The organism is Actinoplanes sandaracinus (genome assembly GCF_030009775.1).
Taxonomy (GTDB): Bacteria; Actinomycetota; Actinomycetes; order Mycobacteriales; family Micromonosporaceae; genus Actinoplanes; species Actinoplanes sandaracinus.
Genome location: NZ_JASCTH010000017.1, coordinates 146986 through 172236, shown reverse-complemented (window position 1 = coordinate 172236; position 25251 = coordinate 146986). Strand labels below are relative to the sequence as shown.

The 25251-nt window shown below is 70.4% G+C and carries 31 protein-coding genes; 15 read left to right on the top strand and 16 right to left on the bottom strand.

Features of this window, described 5'->3' with window-relative positions; translation table 11 throughout:
• Nucleotides 1-4: 4 nt before the first annotated feature.
• The gene (locus tag QLQ12_RS25665) at nucleotides 5-931 is read left to right on the top strand and encodes an inositol monophosphatase family protein (RefSeq protein WP_282763008.1); all 927 of its coding nucleotides are present in this window, start codon (nucleotides 5-7) and stop codon (nucleotides 929-931) included.
• A gap of 487 nt (nucleotides 932-1418) precedes the next feature.
• Here the strand turns inward: QLQ12_RS25665 and QLQ12_RS25660 are convergent, their stop codons facing one another.
• The 4 genes from QLQ12_RS25660 to QLQ12_RS25645 form a co-directional block, all read right to left on the bottom strand.
• Entirely contained in the window at nucleotides 1419-1607 is a 189-nt protein-coding gene (locus QLQ12_RS25660; RefSeq protein WP_282763007.1) for a hypothetical protein, read from the bottom strand.
• Nucleotides 1608-1640: 33 nt separating this feature from the next.
• Nucleotides 1641-2276 (bottom strand): hypothetical protein, encoded by a 636-nt coding sequence (locus QLQ12_RS25655; RefSeq protein ID WP_282763006.1) that lies wholly within the window; start codon nucleotides 2274-2276, stop codon nucleotides 1641-1643.
• Between the two features lie 132 nt (nucleotides 2277-2408).
• Entirely contained in the window at nucleotides 2409-3320 is a 912-nt protein-coding gene (gene mmuM, locus QLQ12_RS25650) for a homocysteine S-methyltransferase (RefSeq protein ID WP_282763005.1), read from the bottom strand.
• A 93-nt stretch (nucleotides 3321-3413) separates the two neighbouring features.
• Nucleotides 3414-3560, bottom strand: a complete 147-nt coding sequence (locus QLQ12_RS25645) for a hypothetical protein (protein ID WP_282763004.1) — start codon at nucleotides 3558-3560, stop codon at nucleotides 3414-3416.
• Nucleotides 3561-3623: 63 nt separating this feature from the next.
• Here QLQ12_RS25645 and QLQ12_RS25640 point away from each other — a divergent pair, with 63 nt between their 5' ends.
• A complete protein-coding gene (locus QLQ12_RS25640) occupies nucleotides 3624-4478 on the top strand; it encodes an SPFH domain-containing protein (RefSeq protein WP_282763003.1) in 855 nt (284 codons plus the stop codon).
• 33 nt (nucleotides 4479-4511) lie between these two features.
• On the opposite strand, the gene QLQ12_RS25635 is transcribed toward QLQ12_RS25640, so the two are convergent.
• The 5 genes from QLQ12_RS25635 to QLQ12_RS25615 form a co-directional block, all read right to left on the bottom strand.
• Nucleotides 4512-5483: a hypothetical protein gene (locus tag QLQ12_RS25635; RefSeq protein WP_282763002.1), complete on the bottom strand. Its 972-nt coding sequence runs from the start codon at nucleotides 5481-5483 to the stop codon at nucleotides 4512-4514.
• A 123-nt stretch (nucleotides 5484-5606) separates the two neighbouring features.
• Nucleotides 5607-6788 (bottom strand): ABC transporter permease, encoded by a 1182-nt coding sequence (locus QLQ12_RS25630; protein ID WP_282763001.1) that lies wholly within the window; start codon nucleotides 6786-6788, stop codon nucleotides 5607-5609.
• 1 nt (nucleotide 6789) lies between these two features.
• Nucleotides 6790-7452 (bottom strand): ABC transporter ATP-binding protein, encoded by a 663-nt coding sequence (locus tag QLQ12_RS25625; protein WP_282763000.1) that lies wholly within the window; start codon nucleotides 7450-7452, stop codon nucleotides 6790-6792.
• Nucleotides 7449-8501, bottom strand: coding sequence for an efflux RND transporter periplasmic adaptor subunit (locus QLQ12_RS25620; RefSeq protein WP_282762999.1), 1053 nt, complete (start codon nucleotides 8499-8501; stop codon nucleotides 7449-7451). Before QLQ12_RS25620 ends, QLQ12_RS25625 begins: the two co-directional genes overlap by 4 nt.
• Nucleotides 8498-9064 (bottom strand): hypothetical protein, encoded by a 567-nt coding sequence (locus QLQ12_RS25615; protein ID WP_282762998.1) that lies wholly within the window; start codon nucleotides 9062-9064, stop codon nucleotides 8498-8500. Before QLQ12_RS25615 ends, QLQ12_RS25620 begins: the two co-directional genes overlap by 4 nt.
• A gap of 124 nt (nucleotides 9065-9188) precedes the next feature.
• Here QLQ12_RS25615 and QLQ12_RS25610 point away from each other — a divergent pair, with 124 nt between their 5' ends.
• Both QLQ12_RS25610 and QLQ12_RS25605 read left to right on the top strand, forming a co-directional pair.
• Complete coding sequence (locus QLQ12_RS25610) at nucleotides 9189-9845, top strand: response regulator transcription factor (protein ID WP_282762997.1); 657 nt, start codon at nucleotides 9189-9191, stop codon at nucleotides 9843-9845.
• Entirely contained in the window at nucleotides 9842-10957 is a 1116-nt protein-coding gene (locus QLQ12_RS25605) for a sensor histidine kinase (protein WP_282762996.1), read from the top strand. Before QLQ12_RS25610 ends, QLQ12_RS25605 begins: the two co-directional genes overlap by 4 nt.
• A gap of 105 nt (nucleotides 10958-11062) precedes the next feature.
• Here the strand turns inward: QLQ12_RS25605 and QLQ12_RS25600 are convergent, their stop codons facing one another.
• Nucleotides 11063-11314: a hypothetical protein gene (locus tag QLQ12_RS25600; protein WP_282762995.1), complete on the bottom strand. Its 252-nt coding sequence runs from the start codon at nucleotides 11312-11314 to the stop codon at nucleotides 11063-11065.
• Nucleotides 11315-11425: 111 nt separating this feature from the next.
• Between QLQ12_RS25600 and QLQ12_RS25595 the strand changes: the two genes are divergently transcribed.
• Nucleotides 11426-12349, top strand: coding sequence for a phosphotransferase (locus QLQ12_RS25595; RefSeq protein WP_282762994.1), 924 nt, complete (start codon nucleotides 11426-11428; stop codon nucleotides 12347-12349).
• A gap of 190 nt (nucleotides 12350-12539) precedes the next feature.
• Nucleotides 12540-13757 (top strand): phosphoglycerate dehydrogenase, encoded by a 1218-nt coding sequence (gene serA / locus QLQ12_RS25590; RefSeq protein ID WP_282762993.1) that lies wholly within the window; start codon nucleotides 12540-12542, stop codon nucleotides 13755-13757.
• Here serA and QLQ12_RS25585 read toward each other — a convergent pair.
• Entirely contained in the window at nucleotides 13669-15183 is a 1515-nt protein-coding gene (locus QLQ12_RS25585; RefSeq protein ID WP_282762992.1) for a hypothetical protein, read from the bottom strand. The genes serA and QLQ12_RS25585 overlap by 89 nt on opposite strands.
• A gap of 234 nt (nucleotides 15184-15417) precedes the next feature.
• Entirely contained in the window at nucleotides 15418-16092 is a 675-nt protein-coding gene (locus QLQ12_RS25580) for a response regulator (RefSeq protein WP_282762991.1), read from the bottom strand.
• A 209-nt stretch (nucleotides 16093-16301) separates the two neighbouring features.
• On the opposite strand from QLQ12_RS25580, the gene QLQ12_RS25575 reads away from it, so the two are divergent.
• The 5 genes from QLQ12_RS25575 to QLQ12_RS25555 all read left to right on the top strand — a co-directional run bounded on the left by QLQ12_RS25575 (nucleotide 16302) and on the right by QLQ12_RS25555 (nucleotide 20019).
• The gene (locus tag QLQ12_RS25575; protein WP_282762990.1) at nucleotides 16302-16787 is read left to right on the top strand and encodes an HTH domain-containing protein; all 486 of its coding nucleotides are present in this window, start codon (nucleotides 16302-16304) and stop codon (nucleotides 16785-16787) included.
• Between the two features lie 21 nt (nucleotides 16788-16808).
• Nucleotides 16809-17417, top strand: a complete 609-nt coding sequence (locus QLQ12_RS25570; RefSeq protein WP_407651572.1) for a class I SAM-dependent methyltransferase — start codon at nucleotides 16809-16811, stop codon at nucleotides 17415-17417.
• Between the two features lie 31 nt (nucleotides 17418-17448).
• On the top strand, nucleotides 17449-17922 hold the full coding sequence (locus QLQ12_RS25565; protein WP_282762988.1) for a MarR family winged helix-turn-helix transcriptional regulator: 474 nt from the start codon (nucleotides 17449-17451) through the stop codon (nucleotides 17920-17922).
• Nucleotides 17919-19625 carry an MDR family MFS transporter gene (locus tag QLQ12_RS25560; protein ID WP_282762987.1) on the top strand — a complete coding sequence of 569 codons (1707 nt, stop codon included), beginning with the start codon at nucleotides 17919-17921 and terminating at the stop codon, nucleotides 19623-19625. Before QLQ12_RS25565 ends, QLQ12_RS25560 begins: the two co-directional genes overlap by 4 nt.
• A gap of 88 nt (nucleotides 19626-19713) precedes the next feature.
• Nucleotides 19714-20019, top strand: a complete 306-nt coding sequence (locus tag QLQ12_RS25555) for an antibiotic biosynthesis monooxygenase family protein (protein ID WP_282762985.1) — start codon at nucleotides 19714-19716, stop codon at nucleotides 20017-20019.
• Nucleotides 20020-20356: 337 nt separating this feature from the next.
• Here QLQ12_RS25555 and QLQ12_RS25550 read toward each other — a convergent pair whose 3' ends face one another.
• Together QLQ12_RS25550 and QLQ12_RS25545 are read right to left on the bottom strand one after the other, a co-directional pair.
• Complete coding sequence (locus QLQ12_RS25550; RefSeq protein WP_282762984.1) at nucleotides 20357-21229, bottom strand: GAF and ANTAR domain-containing protein; 873 nt, start codon at nucleotides 21227-21229, stop codon at nucleotides 20357-20359.
• A gap of 70 nt (nucleotides 21230-21299) precedes the next feature.
• The gene (locus tag QLQ12_RS25545) at nucleotides 21300-21482 is read right to left on the bottom strand and encodes a hypothetical protein (RefSeq protein ID WP_282762983.1); all 183 of its coding nucleotides are present in this window, start codon (nucleotides 21480-21482) and stop codon (nucleotides 21300-21302) included.
• Nucleotides 21483-21925: 443 nt separating this feature from the next.
• On the opposite strand from QLQ12_RS25545, the gene QLQ12_RS25540 reads away from it, so the two are divergent.
• A complete protein-coding gene (locus QLQ12_RS25540; RefSeq protein WP_282762982.1) occupies nucleotides 21926-22126 on the top strand; it encodes a hypothetical protein in 201 nt (66 codons plus the stop codon).
• A gap of 91 nt (nucleotides 22127-22217) precedes the next feature.
• On the opposite strand, the gene QLQ12_RS25535 is transcribed toward QLQ12_RS25540, so the two are convergent.
• Both QLQ12_RS25535 and QLQ12_RS25530 read right to left on the bottom strand, forming a co-directional pair.
• On the bottom strand, nucleotides 22218-22739 hold the full coding sequence (locus QLQ12_RS25535; RefSeq protein WP_282762981.1) for a DUF1360 domain-containing protein: 522 nt from the start codon (nucleotides 22737-22739) through the stop codon (nucleotides 22218-22220).
• Nucleotides 22739-22987, bottom strand: a complete 249-nt coding sequence (locus QLQ12_RS25530) for a DUF6158 family protein (RefSeq protein ID WP_282762980.1) — start codon at nucleotides 22985-22987, stop codon at nucleotides 22739-22741. The genes QLQ12_RS25535 and QLQ12_RS25530 overlap by 1 nt, the downstream gene beginning before the upstream one ends.
• An 88-nt stretch (nucleotides 22988-23075) precedes the next feature.
• Here QLQ12_RS25530 and QLQ12_RS25525 point away from each other — a divergent pair, with 88 nt between their 5' ends.
• The 3 genes from QLQ12_RS25525 (at nucleotide 23076) to QLQ12_RS25515 (ending at nucleotide 25170) form a co-directional block, all read left to right on the top strand.
• Complete coding sequence (locus tag QLQ12_RS25525; RefSeq protein ID WP_282762979.1) at nucleotides 23076-23510, top strand: hypothetical protein; 435 nt, start codon at nucleotides 23076-23078, stop codon at nucleotides 23508-23510.
• A gap of 37 nt (nucleotides 23511-23547) precedes the next feature.
• Nucleotides 23548-23859, top strand: a complete 312-nt coding sequence (locus QLQ12_RS25520) for a DUF3817 domain-containing protein (protein ID WP_282762978.1) — start codon at nucleotides 23548-23550, stop codon at nucleotides 23857-23859.
• Nucleotides 23860-24207: 348 nt separating this feature from the next.
• Entirely contained in the window at nucleotides 24208-25170 is a 963-nt protein-coding gene (locus tag QLQ12_RS25515) for a C40 family peptidase (protein ID WP_282762977.1), read from the top strand.
• Nucleotides 25171-25251 lie beyond the last annotated feature (81 nt).

Below are 25251 nucleotides of genomic sequence, written 5' to 3'. Positions count from 1 at the left end.
ACTGATGGAGCAGACCAAGGACATCCCACCGCTCGCTCAGAAGATCGCCGAGACGGTTCGCGGCGTGATGCTAGAGCTGCGCCCACGCCTCATCGAGGCGGCGCTGACTGGCCAGCGAGGCGAGAGCGAAAACCTCCGCCACGAGGACAACTTCCTCTCCGAGCACGACTTGTGGATGCACGGGCGGTATCGCGAACTCCTGACGCCCATTCTCGGCTCATTCGTCTACGCCTCCGAGGAAGCCGAACCCGAGGTGATTGGCGACAACCCCGATCCCGATCTCTGCGTGCTCGTCGACCCGCTCGACACCAGCGAGTTGGCCGTGCGCGGCCTACTCGGCTACACCCACGTCATGGTCTACAGCCGGGAGGCGGCTCAACCCGTCATCGCGGTGGTTGGTGACATCTTCCATCACCTTCAGCTCTACGTCGGGGCACGTGACGACCAGGGTGTCGACCGGGCCTTCGTCATCACCGCGGACGCAGAGACCTTTGAGCTGAAGCAACGCTCGAAGAAGAAGCTCTCGGAGTCGCTGGTCACCAACTTCCTGATGCGGCCGGGTGAGCGCTTCCTCCCGCTGTCCCAGCAAACCCACCTCATGGAGGCGCTGGACACGCCGGGCGAAGACGGCAAAAGCCGAGGCCGGATCGGCGTGGATTTCGGCTCTGTCAGCCTCTGCCACGTCGCCGCCGGCATGACCGAAGCCGTCATCGAGTTCGCCAAGGGCTTCGCCGTCTGGGACCTCGCACCAGGGCATTACATCCTGCACGCCTCTGGCGGCACGGTGCTCGGCCTGGATGGCAACCCTGTGCCGCTCGACTATGGCTTCGACTCCTTCACCGACGTGGCAAAGGCGATGGACCGGAGGCAACGGTTCGTCGCCGCCGGGAGTCTCGACCTCGCCACGGAGATCGCCTCAAAGATCCAATGAACTCTGCGGGGATGAACACATCGCCGCAAATAACCTGGCATGACGCCTCGGGGTGATCTTGCGATGTGAGTTGATCGACTCGTAGTTCAAATACGGGAATCGCTCAGCCCCGAGGAGCCGGAGACCGCGCGACTCCTCGATCACTTGGATGAGCAGACGTCAGCAAGGCTCAACCTCAACCGCCGATGAGCCGGTATTGGCTGCGTCAGCGATGATCGATGATGTAGTCCATGGGCCACCAGCACCGCACCTTCTACAACCCGCCGGCGCTCAAAGACCTCAGAACCGAGACAGGCCAGCGAATCGCCGAGGCGGCGGTAACCCTATCTCCGCTGTCATGGCGTGACAGATAGGGAAACGACCGGCCGAGTCGAGGTAGGGAGGCCTGATCTGTGACAGTCAACGAGGACGTCATTCTGCACGGAATCGCACGCGACGTTTCGTACGCGTCTCGAATAGTTTCCGACTCTCAAGCGCGGGCGGCGCGCTAGCGCCTCTGTGCGCGGTAGCGGCGGAGCAGGCTGGTGATTCTCGCCTGGTCGCCGGGCCCGTTCAGTTCCTCCAGCAACTCATCGGGGCACAGTTCGTAGAGGTCGCCCCACCAGCGGCGCGACCTGTTGTCCCAGATGCGGTAGCCACCTGGAACTCCTCTCGCTACGTATCGCCTCCTGGCCATCGGTGCAAGGTAACAAGGTCGCCGCCGACGCGGTCAGCCAGCGAAGGCGAGCTGCACCACGAGGACGATGTACGCCACGGTGGCGAGCGAGCCCATCGCGATGACGGGCCCGGGGTGCACATGCAGCCAGGGCATCCGGACGCCGGGGAACAGCTTGCGCAGCTCCGCGTAGTCCGGGCGGGTCGGCCGGCTGCACGGGACCTTCAGGCGCCGCCACAGCAGCCGGATCTCGTCCTGCTGCCAGATCCGGGTGTCGATGACGTAGGGGCGCTGCCCGTTCCGGGTGATCACCATGCGATCCGGTCGGGACTGGTCGCTGCTGACCACGACGTCGACGGGGTGCAGGCCGGTGAGGTCGTCGACATCGGCGATCCGGACCCAGCGGCGCAGCGCGTTGCACGCGTACAGAGTGCCGTTCTCCAAGACGAGACAGGCGTTGAGTCTGCGCAGGATCAGCAGCGCGGCGATGAACAGCAGCGGCAGCAGGAGTCCGATCAGGGTCGCCGGCGCCGCCCACCAGCCGGCCCCCTCACTGGTGGGCCGCCCGATCGCCAGCCGGACGCCGAACAGCAGCGCGCCGACCACCATGAACGGGGCCAGCACCAGCAGCCTGCGGTGGTAGATGCTGTTGTCGGCGTGGACCCACACGGATCTGTCCGCTTCTGTCACTGCGTCACCCCACATGCTTCTCGTGATCGTTTCCGATCCGGATGCGGGAGAGCATCGCCGGTGCCGGGGGCCGAGTACCGGAAATCTCGTACGGCCTTGGACACGGTTGGACACTGTGCCGGCCGGCGAGGGCTACGTCGCCCGTAGTTGTGTGGCCAGGTCCGCGATCTGTGCCGGGGTGACACGGCAGCATCCTCCGACCAGCCGTGCTCCGGCGCCGATCCAGGAATCCGTCGGCTGCCGGCCCCAGCCCGGCTCGCCGGTCCACGTGCGAGCGGCGGCGTCCCAGGTCTCGCCGCTGTTCGGATAGACGACCACCGGCTTTCCGCCGGCCTCGGCCGCGACGGCGACCGCCGGCGCCACGTCGCCCGGCGCGCTGCAGTTGACCCCGACCGCGATCACCTCGTTCACGCCCGCGGCGAGCCGGAACGCTTCGCCGAGCGACTGGCCGGCCCGGGTGCGGTCGCCGTCGATCGTGTACGACAGCCACGCGGGCATTCCCAGCTCCTGGACCACCTGGATCATCGCCTCGGCCTCGGCCACGTCCGGAACGGTCTCCAGCGCCAGCACGTCGGCGCCGGCGTCGGCCAGCACCCGCATCCGCCGGCGGTGGAACCGGACCAGTTCGGCGACGGTGAGTCCGTAGTTCCCGCGGTACTCGGAGCCGTCGGCGAGCATGGCGCCGTACGGCCCGATCGACGCGGCGATCCACCGCGGGCCGCCGACGCCGGCATCCGCTGCCCGCTGCCGCGCCTGCCGGGCCAGTGTGACGCTGCGGCTCATCAGCGTGGTGGCGGCCTCGTCGTCGAATCCGGCCTGGGCCAGCCCTTCGAAGGTGGCCTGGTAGCTCGCGGTGATCACGACCTGTGCCCCGGCGCGCAGGAAGGCCAGGTGCGCGTCGACGATCGCGTCCGGCCGATCATGCAGCAACCGTGCCGACCACAGGTGGTCGGACAGGTCATGGCCGGTCGCGGCGAGTTCGGTGGCCAGGCCGCCGTCCAGCACGACCGGGCCCGCGGACATCGCGGCGGACAGAGAACTCATCTGGTGCACCCTTCGCGGTCCGGATCGTACGCCGCCGGCCGTGCCGGAGGGATCTGCCGTCGATGCCGTGGGATTCGCCTCGCTGGCATATCGTCACACCATGATCGCCGATCCGGTGTTCGGTGTGCTGTTCTCGCCGCTGGTCGCTATCGCGAGGCGCTCGCGCCGCCCGGCGATCTCGTCAACACTCCCGGCCCGCTCGATCCGCGCGATCAGACGGACCGGGTCCTGGCCGCGCACCCGTGCGGCTCATCGTGAGCGGGAGTTCTGATTCCTTTGTTCGTCTTCGGCATTCTTCTCGCCGTGGTAGCGCTGTTCGCGCTCCTCACCGGGCTCATCAGCAAGACCGACAAGGTCCGCCGACCGGCCTGGGCCACGTTCGGCATCGGGCTGTTCCTGTCGCTGGCGTTCATCGTGACGTCGTCCATCTCGGTGGTGCCGACCCGGAACGTGGGCATCGTGACGAGCTGGAACAAGCCGACCGGGCGTACCACCGGCGCCGGCCTGCAGTGGACCGCGCCGTGGCAGGGCATCGACGAGTGGGACGCGTCCGGTCAGACGTATGCGCACCTCGGTGACCAGTGCGTGTGGGTGACCATCGCGGCGCAGCGGCGGGCGTGTATCCCGGTGCAGATCGAGTGGTCGGCGAAAGCGGAGAAGGCGCCGGAGAACTGGGCGGCCTACCGGGAGGTCGGTGACAAGACGCGGTTCGAGGTGTTCGTGGAGCGGCGGGTCAACCCGCAGATCAACGGTTCCATGACGTCGATCTTCGCGTCTTTCGACCCGCTCGGCTCGGTCGATGTGACCAGCGGGGACGCGCCGGCGCCGGACCTCAACAAGACGTACAAGGACACGTTGATCAACGCGCTCAACACAGAGCTGGCCGACGAGATCGTGGTGAAGTCGGTGGCGTTCGAATCGCCGCGCTACGACGAGCCGACGACGCAGGCGATCTCCGCGTACGGCCAGAAGATTCTCGAAGCGCGCAACCTGGAGATCGACAAGGCGAACGCGAAGACGCGTGCGGAGATCACCCGGACTGACGCGAGTGTCGACCAGGTGGCCCGCTGCCTGCAGATCGCGGAGAAGCTCGGCAAGGAGCCGGGGCTGTGCATGGGTGGAGCGGTGTCGGTGACCCGCCCGGTCGAGACCAAATAGGCCGCGACCACGTGAGCGGGTCACCGACGAGCGTTAGCGCACGGTGATCCGTACCGAGTCGAGGGCGGGCGTCTGGTTGGCGCGCTCCATCATCGGGATGCGGTGGGAGCCGTCGCCCGCCCAGGCCGAGCACTGGAAGGTGCCGGACTGCGCGAGTCCCGCCACCTGGATGGCGACCGTGTCGGGGGTGGCGCCGCCCTTGCTGTCCTCGGTGGCGACGAAGAACGCCGGCACCGGGTCGGGGGCCGGGGCCTGGTTCTGGTTGTCCAGGATCCGGCACGCGGTGTGGAAGTGACCGCGGACCAGGCCGCCCTGGAGGACGCTGCTCTCCACGTAGTAACCGCCCTGGCCGGCCGCGAGGAAGCGGTCACGGATCAGGTTGCGGGTGCTGACCTGCAGCGTGAAGGGCTGGTTACGGTTCACCTGCTGCGGGGCGTTGGTGATCAGCAGAGCCGGGTTCTGAGCGGCCGCGCCGACCTCACCGAACTCGGTCGAGACACACCGGTTGCCCTTCTGGAAACCGTCGTGCGCCGGGAGCTGGCTGGTGTCGCAGCTGTCGGTGAGGATGCCGAGGTTGTTGCCGGGCTGAGCGGCCGCCGGTGTGGTGACCGCGGGCGCGCCGCCGTTGGCGTTGAGGGTGCATCCCGCCAGGCCCGCGGCATTGAGGTTGGGCCGGGGCGCGTTGCGGGAGATCGCGATCTCGATCCGGTCGATGGTGGCGAACCGTTTGTCCTTCAGCGGGCCGAGGATCGCGTTCTGGATGAAGTTGGCCCCACCTTGGCCGACGCTCGAGGCGATCCGGTTGTTGGCCTCGTTGATCTGCTGGTCGAGTTGCTTCAGATTGTTGTCCACCTCGGCCTGGGCCTGGGCGGGAACGGCCACGGTTACCGCGACCTGCGGACAGTTGACGGTGGGCACGGCCGCCTGGGCAGCGGAGGCGAACGTGATCCCGGCACCCATCATGGTGACGGCGAGCCCGGCGACGACGACAGTTTTACGGTGCATTGGACCTGCGCTCTCCCACATGGCGATCGAAACCCTGCGGAGACAAGTACGGGAACGCTCCCACTTCGGATCAACGCGCGGGGCGATGATTTGCGGTCACCGCCCCGCGCTGCATGACCGGACTCAGACGGCGAGCGCCTCCGTCGGCGCCAGCCTCGCCGCCCGAATCGCCGGATAGAGGCCGGCGACCGCCCCGATGACCAGGGTCGCCCCGAGCCCGCCGGCGACCGCCCAGGGCGGCACCACCGTCGGCCACTGCTGGGTGGTGGCGTAGAGCAGGGTGACGGCGAACCCGCCGAGCACCCCGCCGGCGCCACCGAGCAGGGACAGCAGCAGCGACTCGGCGACGAACTGGGTGCGGATCTGGCCCCGGGTGGCGCCGAGAGAACGGCGCAGCCCGATCTCGGCTCGCCGTTCCAGCACCGAGATGACCATGGTGTTGGCGACGCCGATGCCGCCGACCAGCAGGGCGACGCCGCCGAGGCCGAGCAGCAGCGCGGTGAAGGTCTCGTCGGTGGCGCGCTGGGCGGCGAGGGCGTCGGACGGTTTGGAGACCTGGACCTCGTCTGGGCTCTCCGGGTTCGCGGTCGGCGCCAGCACGGTACGGACGTTGTCGACCTGCGATTCCACCGACCGGGTGTAGACGGTGGTGGCGTGCCCGTCGAAGTCGAGATATTCCTCGGCCGCGTCCCAGCCGACGAGCACGGCGTTGTCGAGTTCCGGGGCCAGGGGCACGGGCGCCAGGACGCCCGCCACGGTGAACCAGCGCCCGCCGACATAGACCGACGGGACGTCGCCGAGCCGCCGCGCCGCCGCCGCCCCGAGCACCACGACCGGATATCGGGCGGTGGCCGCGTTCAGCCAGGAGCCGTCGGCCATCCGCGCGCCGACCGTCGGCAGCAGGTCGAGGTGGGCGGCGAGCAGGGCCAGGCCGCCCGTCTCGCCGGCGGGGATCCGGTCGGTGCGGTAGACCGGGGTGTCCTCCACGGCGCCGGTCGCGGTGGCCGCGGTGACCGGCCCGATCCGTTTGATCATGGAGAGGGCCTCGTCGGGCAGGGTGGCGGTCTCCCCGAACATGGTGTCTCCCGGAGACACCGTGAGCATGTTGGTGCCGAGCGCGGCCAGCGCCCGGTCCAGGTCGGCGCGGCTGGACGTGGAGATGCCGACCACGGCCACCATCGCGGCGATGCCGATCGCGATGCCGAGGGCGGACAGCACCGCCCGCAGCGGCCGGGCCCGCAGGCCGGAGCCACCGAGCCGGAGCAGGTCGGGCAGGCGCAGCCGGGCCGGTCGCAGGACGGTCATCTCACACCACCCGCCCGTCGAGCATCGGCACCTGCCGGGGCAGTGACCCGGCGATCTCCCGATCGTGGGTGATCACCAGCACGGTGGTGCCGGCCGCGTTCAGCTCGCGCAGCAGGTTCACCACGCCGGCTCCGGCGACCGAGTCGAGGTTGCCGGTCGGTTCGTCGGCGAGCAGCACCGCCGGGTCGCCGGCGACCGCGCGGGCGACCGCGACACGCTGCCGTTCACCGCCGGAGAGTTGGTGCGGGCGGTGCCCGAGCCGGTCACCGAGGCCCACCCTGACGAGGGCGGCCTCCGCCCGCCGCTCCCGTTCTCTGCGGGGTACGCCCGCGTAGAGCAGCCCGTCCGCGACGTTGGCCACGGCGTCCCGCCCGGGAGCGAGGTGGAACTGCTGGAACACGAATCCGATCCGCTCGGCCCGCAGGGCGGAGAGCTGGCGGTCGGACAGGGTGGCGACGTCGTGGCCGTCGATGCGGACGGTTCCGGCCGACGGCCGGTCGAGCGTGCCGATCAGATGCAGCATGGTCGACTTCCCGGATCCGGACGGTCCGACGATGGCGATCAGCTCGCCGTACTCGACGGTGAGATCGACCGCGCGGACCGCGTCCACCCCGCCCGGGTAGCTCTTGGTGACTCCGGCCAGCTCGATCACCGGGCCGGTCATGACGGGACCCCGACCTTCGTGCCCTCGGTGAGGCCGCCCCCGGAGACCTCGACCCGGCCGTTCGCGAACAGGCCGGTCTCGACCGCGACGATCCGGGTGGCCGAGCCGTCGACGATCTCGACGCCGTAGCCGCCCTCGGCGAGCGCGAGCAGCGCGTGCACCGGCACGGTGAGGACGTTCTCCCGCCGGGTGGCGGTGAACGCGACGGTGACGGAGGCCTCGTTCATGCCGTTCGGCGGCTCGTCGAAGGTGATGGTGACACGCAGCCCGGTGACGTCCTCCTCGTTCGGGTTCTCGGCCTCCTCGACGTACGTCTCGACCTCGCTGATCTTCCCGGCGGCGGTCCTTCCGTCGGGCAGGGTCACCGTGACGGGCGAGCCCTCCTCGGCGAGCCGCTGGTCGCCGATGTCCAGTTCGACGATCGCCATCCGGCTGGTGCCGGTGGTCCGCAGCATCTCCTCGCCGGGCTGGACAGCGGCGCCGGCCGTGGTCGTGTGCGAGTCGACACGGACCTGGCCGGGCCGGTAGACGACCCGGCCGAGCTCGACCCGGCCGGTCTCGGGCAGGCCGAGGTCGTCCTGCCAGTCCTCGACCGCGGCGGCGGTGGCCGACGTGTACTCGTCGTCGACGGTGAAGCCGCGGTAGCCGAGCGCCCACAGGTTCTTCTCGAACTGCAGCACGTCGGCGCCCTCGGTGCCGGAGGTGAGATCCCGGTAGGCGGGCAGCGACCCGTACAGCAGCACCACCGGGTCGTTGTCGACGTGACAGAGCGCCCCGCCCCTCTTGACCGTGGCGTCGGTGGCGGGCAGCCGGGTGACCGTGCCGCTCATCCTGGTGACCAGGGTGCTGGTCTGGCCGTACCCCAGAGATCCGTCGTGGTCCTCGGAGTCGACTAGGGTCTCCTTGCGCACGTCGGCGGTCGCCGCGGGCGGAGTGCTGCCGGCGGCCTCGCTGCTCTCCGGCGCCGGAAGCCCGGCGGCCGTCACCGCCGCGGCCGCCGCCCCCGCGGTCAGCGCCGCCGCCACCGCGATCTTCGTACGCCGTCTCATGCTCCGCCTCCGGCCGTGCCGGGGCCTCCGACGTGACGTTGCACGGCGCCGGACGGCCGGTACTGGGAGCATTTCTCCTCGGCCTTGTCGAACGTGGGGTCGCCGGGGCCGGTGCCGATCTTCTCGCCGTCGAGGTGGAGGCTGCCGTCCGGGTTCGGATCGGGGAAGCCGGGAACCCCGTTCTCCCGCATGCACCTGGCCATCTGCCGGGCCATCTCGATGCGCGCCGGGTCGGCCTCGGGCTTCTCGCCGCCGTCCGGCGCCCACTGCCGGCACGCCTGCATGGCTTTCTGAAAGTCCTCCGGTGCCACGTTCGACGGGATCCGGATGGTCGAATTCGGGCCTTGGGGGTCGGGGAACCAGCTCATGCCGTTCTCCCGCATGCACTTCGCGTGCTTGAGAGGCGCGTCCGGGTCGATGCCGGCCGATGCCGTGGGGCCGGCCGTGCTCCGCGGATTCCCGCTGGCCGCGGTCGCCACGCCGGGGCTCTCGGAGTTCTTCGCGCAGCCCGTCACCGTAGCCGCGAGCAGTACGCCGAGTACGAGCACCGTTCTGGTCCTCATCGTCGTCTCCTTCGCCGGCGGCCGTCCGGCCGCCACGTGTCGAAGTGAAGCGACGGTCGTGTCTCTCGGGCGTCACGGAAAACGATGACGTCGAGTTGACGCCGGATCGGGCCACTATGGAGGCATGCGGATCCTGGTGGTGGAGGACGAGCCGCTGCTGGCCGACACGGTCGCGCAGGGGTTGCGGCACGAGGCCCACGCCGTCGACGTCGTCTACGACGGCGGGTCGGCGCTGGAGCGGATCGACGTCAACGACTACGACGTGGTGGTCCTGGACCGGGACGTGCCGGTGGTGCACGGCGACAAGGTGTGCCGGGTGCTGGCCGAACGCAAGGCCGATGTCCGGGTGCTGATGCTGACCGCCGCCGCCGGGATCGACGACCGGGTCACCGGGCTGGCCCTCGGCGCCGACGACTATCTGCCCAAGCCGTTCGCCTTCCGGGAGCTGTCGGCGCGGGTGGCCGCCCTCGGCCGGCGGGCCCGGCCGGCCGCGCCGCCGATCCTGCGCCGGGCCGGGATCAGCCTCGACCCGTACCGGCGGGAGGTGCACCGCGACGGCCGTTACGTGCCGCTGTCGCGTAAGGAGTTCGCCGTCCTGGCGGAGCTGCTGCGGGCCGACGGCACCGCGGTCTCCGCCGAGACGCTGCTGGAGAAGGCGTGGGACGAGAACGCCGACCCGTTCACCCACACGGTCCGGATGACGATCCTCAAACTGCGCCGCAAACTCGGCGATCCGCCGGTGGTGCTGACCGAACCCGGAGTGGGGTACCGGATCCGATGAGACTCTCGGTGCGCGGCCGGCTCACCGCCGTTTACGGGGGCCTGTTCGTCCTGGCCGGCCTGGTCCTGCTGGGCGTCATCTACGTGCTGGTCGAACGGGACGCGCCGGGGAAGGGCGCCATGATGCTGAGGTCCGCCGGGTCGGTGCCGCCGCCCGGCGAGGAGATCTACCTTCAGGACGTGGTGGAGGGCACCCGGGCGGGCGCCCTGCACACCCTGCTCACCCAGGGCGCGATCGCGCTGGTCGTGGTGAGCGCGGCGACGATCGCGCTGGGCTGGCTGATCGCCGGGCGCATCCTGCAGCCGCTGCACCAGATCACCGCGACGGCCCGGCGCATCGCCGAGTCGCCGGCCGCCGACCGCGGCCTGCACGAGCGGATCGCCCTGGACGGCCCCGACGACGAGCTCAAACGGCTCGCCGACACGTTCGACCTGATGCTGTCCCAGCTGGACCGGTCGCTCGACGGCCAGCGCCGCTTCATCGCGAACGCGTCGCACGAGCTGCGGACTCCGCTCACCCTGAACCGCACCCTGCTCGAGGTGGCGCTCGAACCGGAGACCACCTCGCCCGAGGTGCGCCAGCTCGGCACCACCCTGCTGGCGATCAACGAGCGGCACGGCCGGCTCATCGACGGGCTGCTCCTGCTGGCCCGCTCGGACCGGGAGGTGGCCGAGGGCTCCTACGTCGACCTGGCCGACATCGTCGACCACGTCGCCGTCTCGGACACCGTCAAGGTCGTCACCGAACCGGAGGAGGCCGCCGTGCTCGGCGACCCGGTGCTGCTGGAACGCCTGGTGCAGAACCTGATCGAGAACGGCGTCCGGCACAACGTCCCGGCCGGCGGCTGGGTCCGGGTGACGACCCGCACCCGCGCCGACGGCTGGGTGGAGCTGCGGGTCAGCAACTCCGGGCCGGTGGTCCCCCGTTACGAGGTCCCCGGCCTGTTCGAGCCCTTCCGCCGTTACGGCCGCGAACGCCTCACCTCACCGGGCGCCGGTCTCGGCCTCTCCATCGTCCGGGCCGTCGTCGGCGCCCACCGCGGCACCCTGCACGCCGACGCCCGCGACGACGGCGGCCTGACGGTCACCGTGCTCCTCCCCCGGGCCCCATGAGGATCCCACCCCCGATTCTCGGTACGGCCACGAACAGAACCGTGGCTCCCGCGCGAGGCGGGCACCATCCCGGCCGCGGCGCGACCGCCGGGACGAAGCGGCTGGTCACCGGCTAGGAGTAGCGGGGATCGCCTGGAACCGGCCGCATCCGGCCGGTGTCGCCGGAGTGGTCCGCGGGGCGGCGCGGGCCCGGGCCAGCCGGGCCGCGTGCCGGTCGATCAGGCCGTGGGCGCGGCGGCGCGCCGCCTCCTGCCGCATGCCGGCCCGCCGGGTGCGGCGTCGCGTCGCCCGCTCGGTCCGCTCGCGGAGGGTGGCCTGCCAGTCCTGTCCGGCGCCGCCGGTGAGTCCTTCGGTCATGCCCCGCATCATCACCAACGGGTATGACAGTTCCCGGCCGCCCGGCCCGCCGTCCACAGGCCGCCGGAATTACGGTCGACGCGGCTGCCGGTGTTTGCCACGATCGCCGGCATGGTGGTGGCGAGCGGCGTACGCATCGGCTGGGAGGACCTGCCCGGCCCGGTCCGGCACGAGATCGAGGAGATCATCGGTGGCGGCCGGGTGGTGACGGCGCAGTCCCAGGCCGGTGGCTTCTCTCCGGGCACCGCCGACCGGGTCCGCACCGTCTCCGGCGCGCGGGCGTTCGTCAAGGCGGTCACCCCGGCTCTCAACGAGGACTCGGCCGTCCTCGCCAGGCAGGAGCTGCGGATCACCGCAGCGCTGCCCGCTCACGCGCCGGCGCCCCGCATGCTGGGCGGCTTCGACGACGGCGAGTGGGTGGTGCTGGTCCTGGAGGATGTGGCCGGCGCGCATCCGCGTACCCCATGGGTGGAAAGCGAGATCGCAGCGGCCGCGACCGCGCTGCGCGACCTCGCCGCCACGCTCACGCCGGCGCCGGTCGAGGGCCTGTCCACCGCCGCCGACCGGCTCGCGCCCAGCTTCGCCCGATGGGACGACCTCGCCGCCGGGCCACCGGACGACCTAGATCCCTGGGCCGTGCGGCGTCTCGGCGTGCTGCGTGCCGCCGCCGGCCGGGGCAACGTGGCGATCTCCACCGGGACGACGCTGGTCCACACCGACCTGCGTGCCGACAACATCCTGGTCCGCCCGGACGGCCGCCTGGTGTTCGTCGACTGGCCCTGGGGTTGCGTCGGCCCGGCCTGGCTCGACTCCGTGCTGCTGGCGATCAACGTGATCGTGCACGGCGGCGATCCCGGCCCGCTGCTCGCCGGCATCGACCCGGACGTCGTGGTGGGCGTCATCGCCGGTGCCGCCGCCTACTTCCACCACAGCTGCCGGCAGCCGCCGCCCCCGGGCCTGCCGACGGTTCGCGCGTTCCAGCGGTTCCAGGGCGACGCCCTGCTGCCGTGGCTGCGCGACGCACTCGGTGACTGAACGGACGAGGTCCCCGAAACGGGGCTGAACCACACCCGGAGCCGGCCCGTAACAGTTACGGGGTTGACCGGTAGATGGGACCTCCAGCACACCGCACCGGGCCCGGTATGCCGGGGGACTAGGCTTGACGCCCGTGAACTGGGCTTCGGCGTGGCGGCCCGGGCGGCCCAACCGAATCATGGAACGGAAGATGATGATCGACCAGCCCAAGGTGCGTGTCCTGCTTCTGGAGAGCATCCATCCTGATGCGGTGTCCCGGCTCGAGGAAGATGGTTTCCAGGTCGAGTCTCTGCGTAACGCGCTCGACGAGGTCGAGCTGACCGAGCGCATCTCCGGGGTCCACCTGCTCGGCATCCGGTCCAAGACCCAGGTCACGGCGAAGGTGCTGGAGGCCGCCGACAAGCTCGTCGGTATCGGCGCGTTCTGCATCGGCACCGACCAGATCGACCTGGCGGCCGCGTCGGCCGGTGGCGTGGCGGTGTTCAACGCCCCGTTCTCCAACACCCGTTCGGTGGTGGAGCTGGCGATCGCCGAGATCATCGCGTTGACCCGGCGGCTCACCGAGAAGAACACGCTGATGCACGCCGGCGTGTGGGACAAGTCGGCCGACGGCGCGCACGAGATCCGCGGCCGCCGTCTCGGCATCATCGGTTACGGCAACATCGGCACCCAGCTCTCCGTCCTCGCGGAGAACCTCGGCATGTCGGTGTCGTTCTACGACACCGCCGACAAGCTGGCGCTGAGCAACGCGCACCGCTGCGCGAGCATGGACGAGCTGCTGGAGTCCAGCGACATCGTCACCATGCACGTCGACGGGCGCCCCGGCAACGCCGGCTTCTTCGGCGCCGACCAGTTCGCCAAGATGCGCCCGGGCAGTCTGTTCCTCAACCTGTCCCGCGGCATCGTCGTCGACCACCTGGCGTTGCGTGACGCGCTGAAGAGCGGCCACCTGGCCGGCGCCGCCGTCGACGTGTTCCCGCAGGAGCCGAAAGGCCGCGGCGACGAGTTCCTCTCCGAGCTGCGCGGTCTGCCGAACGTGATTCTGACCCCGCACATCGGCGGTTCGACCGAGGAGGCCCAGTCCGACATCGGCGGCTTCGTGGCGAACAAGCTGGCCAAGTTCGTGACCGAGGGCAACACCACGCTCAGCGTCAACCTGCCCGGCGTGACCCTGCCCGACCTGCCCGGCATGCACCGCATCGTGCACATGCACAAGAACACCCCGGGCGTGCTGGCGCAGGTCAACCGGATCCTCGCCGAGAACGGCGTCAACGTCGAGGGCCAGATGCTCAGCACCCGTGGTGAGTATGGCTACCTGATCACCGACATCGCCCGTGGTTACAGCGACGAGGTGCTCGACCAGCTTCGTGCGATGGAGCAGACGATTCGCCTGCGCGTCCTGTCCTGACCGTCAGCAGAGTGACCGGCGCAACCGCGTCGATGTCGTAACGGTTGCCGGTGGTCCAGTCCTTCGGGGTGAGCGTCGATCCGGGCGCCACGTCCCGCAGGGTCCGCGCACCGGCTGTCACCGTTCCCGCGCCACCACCCACTTTGATCCGCACCGGGCTTCCGGTGGGCGCCCGCAGGGTCAGTTCCTCGATCCCGCCGGTGATCTTCATGGGGACGGTGCCGGCGGCCTGGGCCAGGGTCATCTCGGCCCGCCGGGTGCCGCCGACCAGTTCGATCCCCTTGATACGGCCGGCGCTGAGGTCGACGATCCGCTCGGCGGAGTACCCCGAGAACCGGATGGTCCACCGCACCTTCGCGGCCAGCAGCACTTCCACCTCACCGCCGGTGCCGGCGTTGTCGCGGGTCACGTCCACCCGCAGCCGATCGTCGCGGACGTCGGCGCTGGGACGGATGCCCGTGCCCTCGGGTGAGCTGATCCGGTAGAGGTCCTCGCCGAGGTCCGCGATCCGCACCTGGACCCGGTCCGTGGCGGCCAGCAGCTCGAAGGTGGCGAGGGTCCGGTCGTTCAGGGGGCCCGTGACGATCCGCGGGTCATCGTCGTCGCCGCCCAGAATGTTGCTGATCTGGTTGTCGCCGCCGGAGTAGTAGACGACGCCGGTGAGCGCGACGGCCGCCAGCGCCACCACGCCGAGCAACGCCATCCCGACGGTGACCAGCCGGGACTGCCGGGGCCGTGGCCGGTCGGCCGGGACGGTGGGCGCCGTGGAGCCGGTGGGCGCCGTGGCCGGGGTGTCGGCCCACACGACCGGCTCGTCCAGGCGTTCCCATTCGTTGCCGGAGACACGGGGTGTGGCGGCATCGCCGGTCTCCGGCCACGGCGGGGTGGCGAGACCGGGCAGCGGCCCACTGTCCGACATCGACGGACCGGTCTTGAAGGGCTCCGGCCATGCGGCGTTTCCCGGCGCCGCGCTGTTTCCGGCGTCGAACGGATCGGGCCGCGACGGGAAGGCCGCCGGCTCCTCGGTGCCGTTTCCCGCCTTGCGCACTGTCGGGAGCTCATTGGAGGGGCCACCGTGACGGCGCCCGGAAGGGTCGCCGCCGGCCGCCGGCTCGCTGTCGGCGCGCTGACGCCGCGGCAGCTCACCCGTCTCCGAGGGCCCGGTCTCGGCGCGCTGACGCCGCGGCAGCTCACCCGTCTCGGACGGCCCCGCCTCGGCGCGCTGACGCTGCGGCAGGTCGTCCGGTTCGTCGCCACGGGTGCGGCTGGGGCGCGCACCACCGATCGGCCCGTCGCTGAAGCCGAACGAGACCCGTCCCGGCCCAGCCGGCGACGCGGGCCCGAACTCGGGCGGCGCGGAGATCGGCTCGCTGGAAGCCCGCGGTGCGGAGACGGCGGGCGAGGAGAGTCCGGGCGAGGAGATCAATCCGCTGTCCGACGGTTTCGGATCTCCGAACCACGCGGGCGGTCTGTCTCCCCCGGCCTCTGAGTCCCGGGCCGACGGCCGCCGAAGCGGCAGCTCGGAAGGGATCTCCTCCCCCTGCCCGGCTCCGGACGAAGCGGTACGGTCCACGCGATTCCTCCCTGCAGCGCACCCCATGGTGTGTCCCCCGGTGGAGGTACGTATGGAACCGGTCTTCCGGATGAGTGACCGGCGGCTTTACCGCGGGTCAGGGCGAACCAGTCCGCGCCGGGTGGCGATCGCCACCGCCTCGAGTTGACTGTGCGCGCCCAGTTTGGCGAGAACCGCCTTCTGGTAGCCCCGGCAGGTGTGCACGCTGATGCCGAGCCGCCGCGCCACCGCCCGGGCGTCCAGCCCGGCCGCCATCAGCTGCAGCACCTCGTCCTCGCGCTGGGTCAGCCCGCCCGCGGTGAGCGCGTTGCCGCGCTGGCCGGCGACCGGCGGGGTGGTGCTGCGCAGCAGCCGGGCGAGGATGTCGGTGGAGACCGTCATGCTGCCGCGGTGTGCGGTGCGCAGCGCGTTCAGGACGTCACCGAGCGCGCCGTTCTTGGAGAGGAAGCCGGCCGCTCCGGCGGTCGTCGCCCGCCGCACCAGTGTCTGATCTTCGCTGGCAGTGAGGATCACCACACGTGAGTCGGGCTGGCGGACCCGGATCAGTTCGGCGATGGCGATGCCGTCGGCATCGGACAGTTCCGGGTCCATCACGATCACATTGGGCAGCAGGTCGGCCGCGAGCTGTAGTGCTTCCGCGCCGGTCCGCGCGTGGCCGACCCATTGCAGGTCGGGCTGACCTGCGAGAGCATGCCCGAGCAGTTCGGCGAAGGTCTGGTGACCGTCGACGACGAGCACTGTGATCGTCTCGCCGCTGTCCATACGTCACCCTTCCTCGATGCGCCCCCGGCGGGCTCCGGGCAGTCTAAGGATTACCCGACGGGCTGCCTTCCCTACCAACAGCCTTCCCACCGGTACGCCTGACGACGGGTTGTCGACAAGCGGACGTGATGACCAGTCGTTCGGACACTCTGACCCCCCTCGCTTTGGGGCTTGCCGCTGGCACCACCCGGGCAGCAGAGTTTTGGATCATGCACGACATCCAGCTCTTCGGCCGTCTCGAAGTTCGCACCCGTGGCCTCCGCCTGAGCGGGGACGACCTCGGTGGCGCCCGGCCACGTCGCCTCCTCGCCCTGCTGGCGTTGCGGGGTGAGCGGTCGCTTGTGGAACTGGCCGACACGCTGGGTGTCTCCACCACCACGGTGAAGGACGACCTGGCGGTCCTGCGTGACCACCTGGACCCGGACGCTCGCCGGCACGACTCGGTGATCACCACGCATCGGGGCCGGGTCCGCCTGGTGGCGGAGCGGGTGCACGTCGACACGGATACCTTCGACGGTCTGCTGGCCGCCGCCGCCGGCCGTCCGCCGGCCCGGGCCGCCCGTCCGCTGGCCGCCGCCGCGGTTCTGGCCTCCCGCCCGCTGCTGGAGGACGAGGACGCTCCCTGGGCCGCTGAGGCGCGCGCCGAGTACCGCGCCAAACTGATCATGGCGAGCGACCCGCAGCCGGTCTGGTAGACCACCGACAATCACTGGGTGCTGCCTACCACCCTCTCGCCGGTGCCACTGGTTCCGGAGATCTCGCTGTACCTGGTGACCCAGCCGGTCGGGTTGTTCGACCTGACCGGCGGCGAGTTCCACAGCGATCAGCCGCCGCCGTTCTGGGCGTTCGCCTGGGCCGGCGGTCAGTCCCTGGCCCGCTATCTGCTGGACCACCCGGCCGAGGTGGCCGGCCGCCGTGTGCTCGACGTCGCCACCGGTTCGGGGGTGGCCGCGATCGCCGCCGCCCATTGCGGCGCCGCCGCCGTGGCCTGCACCGACATCGATCCGGCGGCGGTGGAGGCCGCGCACCGCAACGCGTCCGCGAACGGCCTGTCCCTGGCCGTCCATCTGGACGATCCGCAGGTGGTGCTGGCCGGCGACGTCTTCTACAGCCCCACGGTGGCCCCGCGGATGACCACCGAGTTGCGGGGCTTCCAGCGGGCCGGCGCCACCGTGCTGGTCGGCGACCCCGGCCGGGGTTTCTTCCCGGAGCGCCTCTTCGAGCTGGTGGCGGAATATGTCGTGCCGGTGCCGGCGGCCCTGGAGGACACCGAGACGCTCACCACCGGCGTATGGCGAATGCGTTCACCACGCAACAAGTTGTAGGCTACATGCATATCCTGATCCGGAGGACTGCGTGCACGAACAGGAATCCACCCGGCTCGCCGATGAGATCGCGCGTTTGGTCCGCATGGGCGCGCGATTCCGGGGCATGCTCAAGACCGGAGATCTCGGCGCCGAGTTCTCCGCGCTGATGCTGCTGCCACCATTGCGTGCGATGGGCCCGATGCGAGTCACCGACCTCGCCGAGCACAAGCAGGCCGACCCGTCGACGGTCAGCCGCCAGGCCGCCCAGTTGGTCAAGGCCGGCCTGGCCCGCCGCGAGGCGGATCCGGCGGACGGCCGCGCCTCACGCCTGGCCGTGACCGAGTCCGGCGTGGCCGCCTGCGAGCGGATTCGCGAGGCCCGCGCGGCGATGCTGACGCGGGCCCTGGCCGATTGGCCCGCCGATCAGATCGCCGCCTTCACGGATCTTTTCGAAGAGTTCAACGACGCGGTCGAGGCGTTGCTGCGCACCGACCCGGGAGCACCCCCACGGGAGACTGCGTGAGCCATCCAGCCCCGCCGGCACCGGCGCCGGTGGAATTCACCCATCGCCAGATTCTGACGATCCTCGGCGGCCTGATGATGGGCATGTTCCTCGCCGCGCTCGATCAAACGATCATGGCCACCGCGACCCGGACCATCGCCGACGACCTTCAGGGCTTCGATCTTCAGGCCTGGGCCACCACGGCGTTCCTGATCACCTCGACGATCTCCACCCCGCTGTACGGCAAACTCTCCGACATCTACGGCCGCCGCCCGTTCTTCCTGCTCGCCATCGGCGTCTTCATCATCGGCTCGTTCCTCTGCGGCCTCTCCGACAACATGTGGCAGCTGGCCGCGTTCCGGGCCGTCCAGGGTCTCGGCGCCGGCGGCCTGATGTCGCTCGCGCTGGCGATCATCGGCGACATCGTGCCGCCCCGTGAGCGCGCCAAGTACCAGGGCTTCTTCCTCGCCGTCTTCGGCACGGCGAGCGTGCTCGGCCCGATCATGGGCGGCTTCTTCGCCGGCGCCGACGAGTTGCTCGGCACCGCCGGCTGGCGCTGGGTGTTCTTCATCAACGTGCCGATCGGCCTGGCCGCGATGGCCGTCGTCGCCCGGGTGCTGCACCTGCCGCACCAACGCGTCGACCACCGGATCGACTGGCCCGGCGCGCTCACTCTGGTGCTCGGCCTGGTGCCACTGCTCACCGTCGCCGAGCAGGGCCGCGACTGGGGCTGGAGTTCTGGCCGTTCGATCGCCTGTTACGTGATCGGCGTGGTCGGCCTGATCGGTTTCGTCCTCGCCGAGCGGGCGTACAAGGACGAGGCGCTGCTGCCGCTGGCCCTGCTCGGCAAGCGCACGGTCGCCGTCGGTGTCACCGCCAGCACGATCCTGGGCATGGCGATGTTCGGCGGCCTGATGACCGTCCCGCTGTACCTGCAGATCGTCAAGGGCTCCTCGGCCACCCTCGCCGGCCTGCAGATGATCCCGTTCGTGGTCGGCATCATGACCGGCTCGATCATCTCCGGCCAGCTGATCTCCAGGACCGGCCGGTACCGCATCTTCCCGATCGTCGGCAGCGTCTGCATGGTCGTCTCGCTGTTCCTCTTCTCGCTGGTCGGCGCGGACACCCCGCTCTGGCGGACCATGCTGGTCATGGTGCTGATGGGCCTCGGCCTGGGCAGCAACATGCAGCCGATGATCACCGCCGTGCAGAACGCGGTCTCGCCCCGGCAGATCGGCACCGCCACCGGCGCGGTCACCTTCTTCCGCTCGATGGGCGGCACCCTCGGCACCGCGGTCTTCCTGTCGGTGCTGTTCAACGTGCTGCCCGGCAACATCGAGAAGGCGTACACGGCGGCGCGGTCGACGCCGGAGTACCAGCAGGCGATCGCCTCCGACCCCGCGCAGGGCGAGGTCGTGAAGGCGGCCATGAGCGGCGCCGGTCTCAGCGACACGTCGTTCCTGGGCAGGCTCACCGACGTGGTCGCCCACCCGTTCAAGGTCGGCTTCGCCGACAGCGTGCACGTGGTCTACCTGATCGGGTTCTTCGTCATGATCATCGGGCTGATCGTGGTCTTCTTCCTGCCCGAGATCCCGCTGTCGCAGCGCTCCGCGCAGCAGGCCCGCGCCGAGGACGCCCTGCAGGCCGGGAAGGGCACGGCCGAGCCGGTCGCGGGCGACGACCCCGCCGCGGTCAAGGCCGGGCGGGGCACTCCCGCTCAATGATTCACCCGGGGGTACGGGGGGCAGAGCACGCCGCCCGCACCCCCGTGCCGTTCCCAGGGTCCCCAGGAACGAGCAGTAGCGTGACCGTATGGCTGTTGTGAAGATCAACGCGATTGAGGTCCCCGAGGGCGCCGGCCCCGAACTGGAGAAGCGGTTCGCGGCCCGGCACGGCGCGGTGGAGAACTCCCCCGGTTTCCTCGGCTTCGAACTGCTGCGCCCGGTGGCCGGCGAGACCCGCTACTTCGTCTACACCCGTTGGGAGAGCGAGGAGGCGTTCCAGGCCTGGTCGAACGGCAGCGCCAAGGAGGCACACGCCGGCGAGCGCGCCAAGCCGGTGGCGTCCGGCGCGAGCCTCCTCGAGTTCGAGGTGGTCCAGCAGGTCCAGAAGAACTAGCTCCCCCCAAGCCCAGGCACAGAGCAACCCGACAAACCAAGCCATAGGCACGGAACGACCCGCAAAACGCCGCCGGTGAGGAGGCAAGTGATTTTTCGACGCCCGTGGTTTTTGCGGGCGGCGGAAAATCACCTGCCTCCTCACCGGTTACCAGGCGTTTTGCCGCGGAGCGAAGCGGAGCCAGCAAGCTCAGCGTTTGCCGCGGAGCGAAGCGGAGCCAGCAAGCTCAGCGTTTGCCGCGGAGCGAAGCGGAGCCAGCAAGCTCAGCGTTTGCCGCGGAGCGAAGCGGAGCCAGCAAGCTCAGCGTTTGCCGCGGAGCGAAGCGGAGCCAGCAAGCTCAGCGTTTGCCGCGGAGCGAAGCGGAGCCAGCAAGCTCAGCGTTGCGGGCTGCCGCGGCGACCAGGCGACCCGCGACGGCGCCGCGGGGCAGTCCGAGGCGCTGGGCGCTCTCCTGAAGGATGGCGTAGGCCTCCTGCACGCCGCAGCCGCGCTGAGCGATGATCACGCCGACCGCCCGGTCCACCTCGGCGCCCTCGGTGAGCGCCTCCCGCCGGTGCAGTTCCCCGAGCAGGACCGCGGACTGCCCGGCCAGCGCCATCGCCGTCACCAGCACCGCCGGCTCCACCTCGGCGCCGCGTTCCGGGTAGACGCTGACCGCGCCGACGGCGGTGCGCCGCACGTCGAGCGGGATCGCGGCGACCGCTCGCAGCCCGTCGGCGCGGGCAGCGTCCCGCAGGTCCGGCCACCGGTCGTCGGCTCCCAGGTCGGCGGAGGTGACCACGAGCCGGGTTCGGGCCGCTTCGAGTCCCGGGCCGGCGCTTCCGGCGTACTGCAGACGGTCGAAGGTCTCACCCGCCGGCCCGGCGGCCGCCTCGGTGAGTGGCCCGCCCTCGCCGATCAGGACGACCGAGCAGCGCCGCACACCCGGCAGGGCGGCCACCGCGAGGGCGGCGAGCCGGTCCAGGGCCTGTTCCAGCGAGTCGGCCGAGAGCAGGCGGACGGTGAGTTCGTGCAGGAGACCGGCGAGTTCCACCGGGTGTGGGCCGTCCGTGGGAGAGCCGCCGGGCGTCCCGCCCAGGAGGGCGGAGTGCCGGGCTGGGCCGGCGGCGAGGCGGCGCGACGGGGAGGGGGAGGCGCCGTCAGCGGGGGTGCGCCTGGTCAGCCGGGCGCCACGCTGCGCGGCCGGGACACGACGTTTCGGGGCAGACACCCGACGGATATTGCCACGTCTATCCGCAATCGTGCGCGACGAGGTGCCCCTATAGGGGGGTGTTGCCGGTTTAAACCGTCTCGTCGGATGTGCGGTTCTCGCGAAATGAGCCGGGGGCCGCGCCGGGGTGTTCCTCACGCTCGTCCGAGTCGGCGAGGATGGCTTCGGCCTGGGTCTGCGGGTCGTCGCTGCCGGCCGTGGTCTCCTCTGGCAAGAGGTCCGCGGCACGCCGCGCGGTGCGCTCGTCGGTCATGGGGTGCCGGGTACCCGGGCCGCGCGGCCGGAAACGGAACCTCGGCAACGCGGCGACGGCCCCACCCACCCGGCACAGGCGGACGGAGCCTCCGCAATGTGGCGAGGGCCCCCGCCCGGGGGCAGGCGGACGGATTCGGCGACAGGGGGACATCGGCCCGCTGCCGGGTGAAGGGTTCACCGGTGGGGCGGAAAGTATTGCGCCGCCCCTCGCCGAAGCGAGAGGCGGCGCGAATGCCGGTGTGCAGGTCGCCTCGCGGCGAGTGGCTCAACACGGCTCCAGCCGAACGGTATTCCGTGCAGGCGTTGGGTGAGGCCCGGGGACACATGACACACCGGCATCCGTTCACAACCGTCGGCACCGGACCGTGATTCCATGAGAGCATGTGACCTGGATTACAGGCCGGGTGTTTGGCCGAGGGGTCCTCGGGTAGACCTCCCGCCGTGACCGACGACATCCGTGAGCTGGACGCCTTCCTCGACGCCGCCTACGACGCCCAGGAACGGCTGACCAGCGGAGACCTGCAACGCCGGGCGATCGCGGCGGACCTCCCGGCGCCCGTTCTGACGCGCATCGACGCCCTGCCGGAGGGCGAGTACGCCCAGGACGAGGCCGCCGAGGCGCTGCGCGCCCTCAATCTCTGACCCGCGCTCTCCCTCTGATCAGAGCTCTCTGATCAGAGGCCTTCCAGCGCCGGCCAGAGCCCCGAAGCCGGTTAGGGCCCCCCGAAGCCACTCAGTCGCCCTCGGCCTTCTCCTTGGCGATCGAGTACCCCATCTGGAGGAAGTCGGAGACCGCCGTGGCGGTCAGCGCGGTGGCGACCAGCCGGGTCAGCCGTGGCGCGAGCACCAGCCCGCCGGTCAGCGCGGTGGACACCCAGACGGCCAGACAGAACGGGCAGGTGATGAGTTCGCCGACACCGTGCCGGATGCTGCTGCCCCCGTCCCGGACCTCCTCGTTGAGCTCGGCCGCCCCGGCCGGTTCCGAGTACCGGGTGAACGGGGCGCGCAGCGGGCTGGTCACCGCGTCCTTGGCGACCAGTCGGCTGAGCTTGTGCGTGGCGATGGACAGCAGCGCCACGTCGGCCATGGCGGGACGCTCGGGCACCGGCCGCCCGCTGATCTTCGCGGCCGCCGCCAGTGCGCCGGCCATGGCCCCGAAGGCGCCCATCGCGACCATGTAGCCGTCGAGCGGCCGGTGCTCGTGCGGCGCGTACTCCCCGGCCACCCGGGACAGCCGGCGTCGCAGCAACGCCATTAGAACGCCTGGGTGAGACGGCCGGGATCGACCTCTCGCCCCGGGTAACGCGCCATGTACTCGGTCTCCAGTTCCGCGGTGCGCTTGAAGTGGTTCTCCAGCGCCGCGTCCGGGCCGTGCCGCAGGGTCTGCAGCCGGGTCCGGTAGAGGCTGGCGAGTTCCCGGAAGAGATCGTCGTCGGCCAGGCCCGCGGGGTCGATGCCGGTGTCGAAGTTCACCGCTGCCCCTTCTTCCAACCGCGCTTCCATCGTCGTGCGCCTCCGTTTCGATCGGCTTCGCTCGCCAGCACGGTTGCCCGAGCGGAAGTGGGCCAAACCCGCCGGTACTCTCGGGAGCATGAAAGGGCTGTGGACTCCGGCGTGGATGGCCCGTCATCTGCTGGCGCTCGTGCTCACCGCCGGCTGCCTGCTGCTCGGCTGGTGGCAGTACAGCCGCGCCGCCGACGGCAACTCGATCAGCTGGGGCTACATGTTCCAGTGGCCGGTCTTCGGGGGCTTCGTCGTCTTCATCTGGGTGCGCGAGGTCCAGTTGGCCCGCCGCAAGGCCGCCGGCGAGCCGGTGACCACACCGGAGGAGACGGCCCCGCCGCGCGTCCCCACCGCTCCCGGCGCGCCGGTCGCCTTGGGCCGCCCGGTCCGGGTCGCGGTCCGGCCGGCCGGCGACGGTGACGTGTCCGATCCGGAACTCGACGCCTACAACGACTACCTGACGTGGCTCGCCGCTCATCCCGGCGCACGCCCGGCCGACTATCCCGGCCGCATCACCAGATAGAGCCGCATCACCACAGAGAAACTAGGAGTCACCCGCCGTGCAGGGAGCCCTCACCCGTTACCGGATCATCGCCTGGATCGTCGGCGTGGTCCTGATCGCCCTCGTCGTCGTCGGCATGCCGCTGAAGTACGGCCCGGCCGACAACCCGATCGTGGTCGAGACGGTGGGCCCGTTCCACGGCTTCCTGTACATGGTCTACCTGGTCCTCACCTTCGACCTGGCACGCCGGGCGAAGTGGGCGTTCGGCCGGATGGTGCTCGTCATGCTGGCCGGCACGATCCCGTTCTTCTCGTTCTGGGCCGAGCGTCAGGTGACCCGTCACTGGGTGCCCGCCCCCGCCTCCGCGTGAGCGAATAGTCCGGATGGCAACGCCGAATTCACGCTCAGCGGCGATCAGATAACAGCCCGTTATCGGGACTATTACCTCAATTCCGGCCATTAGTAGATTTCGCTCGGCCGGCTCTTGATTTCTTTTCTTCCGTCGATAAGTTAATGCGGTTGGTCCGGTCCGCAGCCACAACCCCTCGGGTGGCGCCGGTCCACGCCGCCGATTGACGCGCGGCGATCAGGCGCCTTCCCCAGGGCGCCGGTCGACGCGAACCGGCCCGGGAAGCAAAACGTGGACAGGGCCTCTCTTCCAGCCCGACGGTCCCACCCACCCGGTAGGCGGCCAAGCGGAAGAAAGGCCCCCTGACCAGTGCCACACCCCCGAACCCGGTTCCGGGCGCTCGTGGTCGCGCTGACGGCATTCGCGATCACCGCGTCAGGAGCGACGGCCGCGAATGCGGCTCCGTCCGCCGACGAGCTCAAGAAGAAGATCGACGCGGCATCGGAGAAGCTCGAGGACGTCACCGAGTCGTACAACAAGATGCGACTCGATCTGAAGAACACCAAGGCCGAAGCCGTCAAGCTGGAAGCCTCCCTGAAGCCGGCTCAGGAGGCGCTCGCCGCCGCCACGGCCCAGGTGGGCACCATCGCCACCACCACGTACATGCAGGGCCGGACCGGCCCGATGACCGTGCTGGTGAGCGGCAACTCCGACACCCTGGTGGAACGCCTGGCGATCCTGGAACAGCTCTCCCGGACGAACCAGCAGGACATCGACGCCTACACCGAGACCACGCAGTCCTTCGCTGACCGGAAGGCCGCGCTCCAGCAGACCCAGGACAAGCAGACCGCCCAGGTCAAGGAGCTGGAAGCGCGCAAGAAGAAGATCGAGGGCGACCTCAAGGATCTGTACGACATGCGCGAGACCGCCTTCGGCAGCAAGACCGAGGACACCGGTTCCTACGCGGGCACGATCCCGAGCATCCCCGGATCGGCCGGCAAGGCGGTCACCTTCGCGTTCAACCAGATCGGCAAGCCGTACGGCTTCGGCGACGCGGGACCGAACTCCTACGACTGCTCGGGTCTCACCTCGGCAGCCTGGGCGGCGGCGGGCAAGTCACTGCCTCACAATGCCGCCGCGCAGTACAGCGCCACCGTCCGGATCAGCAAGGCCGACCTCCAGCCGGGCGACCTGATCTTCTATCGATCGAATCAGCACGTCGCCATCTATGTCGGCGGCGGCAAGATAATCGACGCGCCGTCAGCCGGCCGGGACGTGCTGCATCGGACGATGAACATCATGACGCCGAACGGCTACGGCCGGATCAAGTAGGCGATCGGTCCGGCCGGCTCTCAGGGCCGTCTCAACGTCGTTGGGACGGCGCCTCAGGGCCTGCCGGACCCCCGCACCACC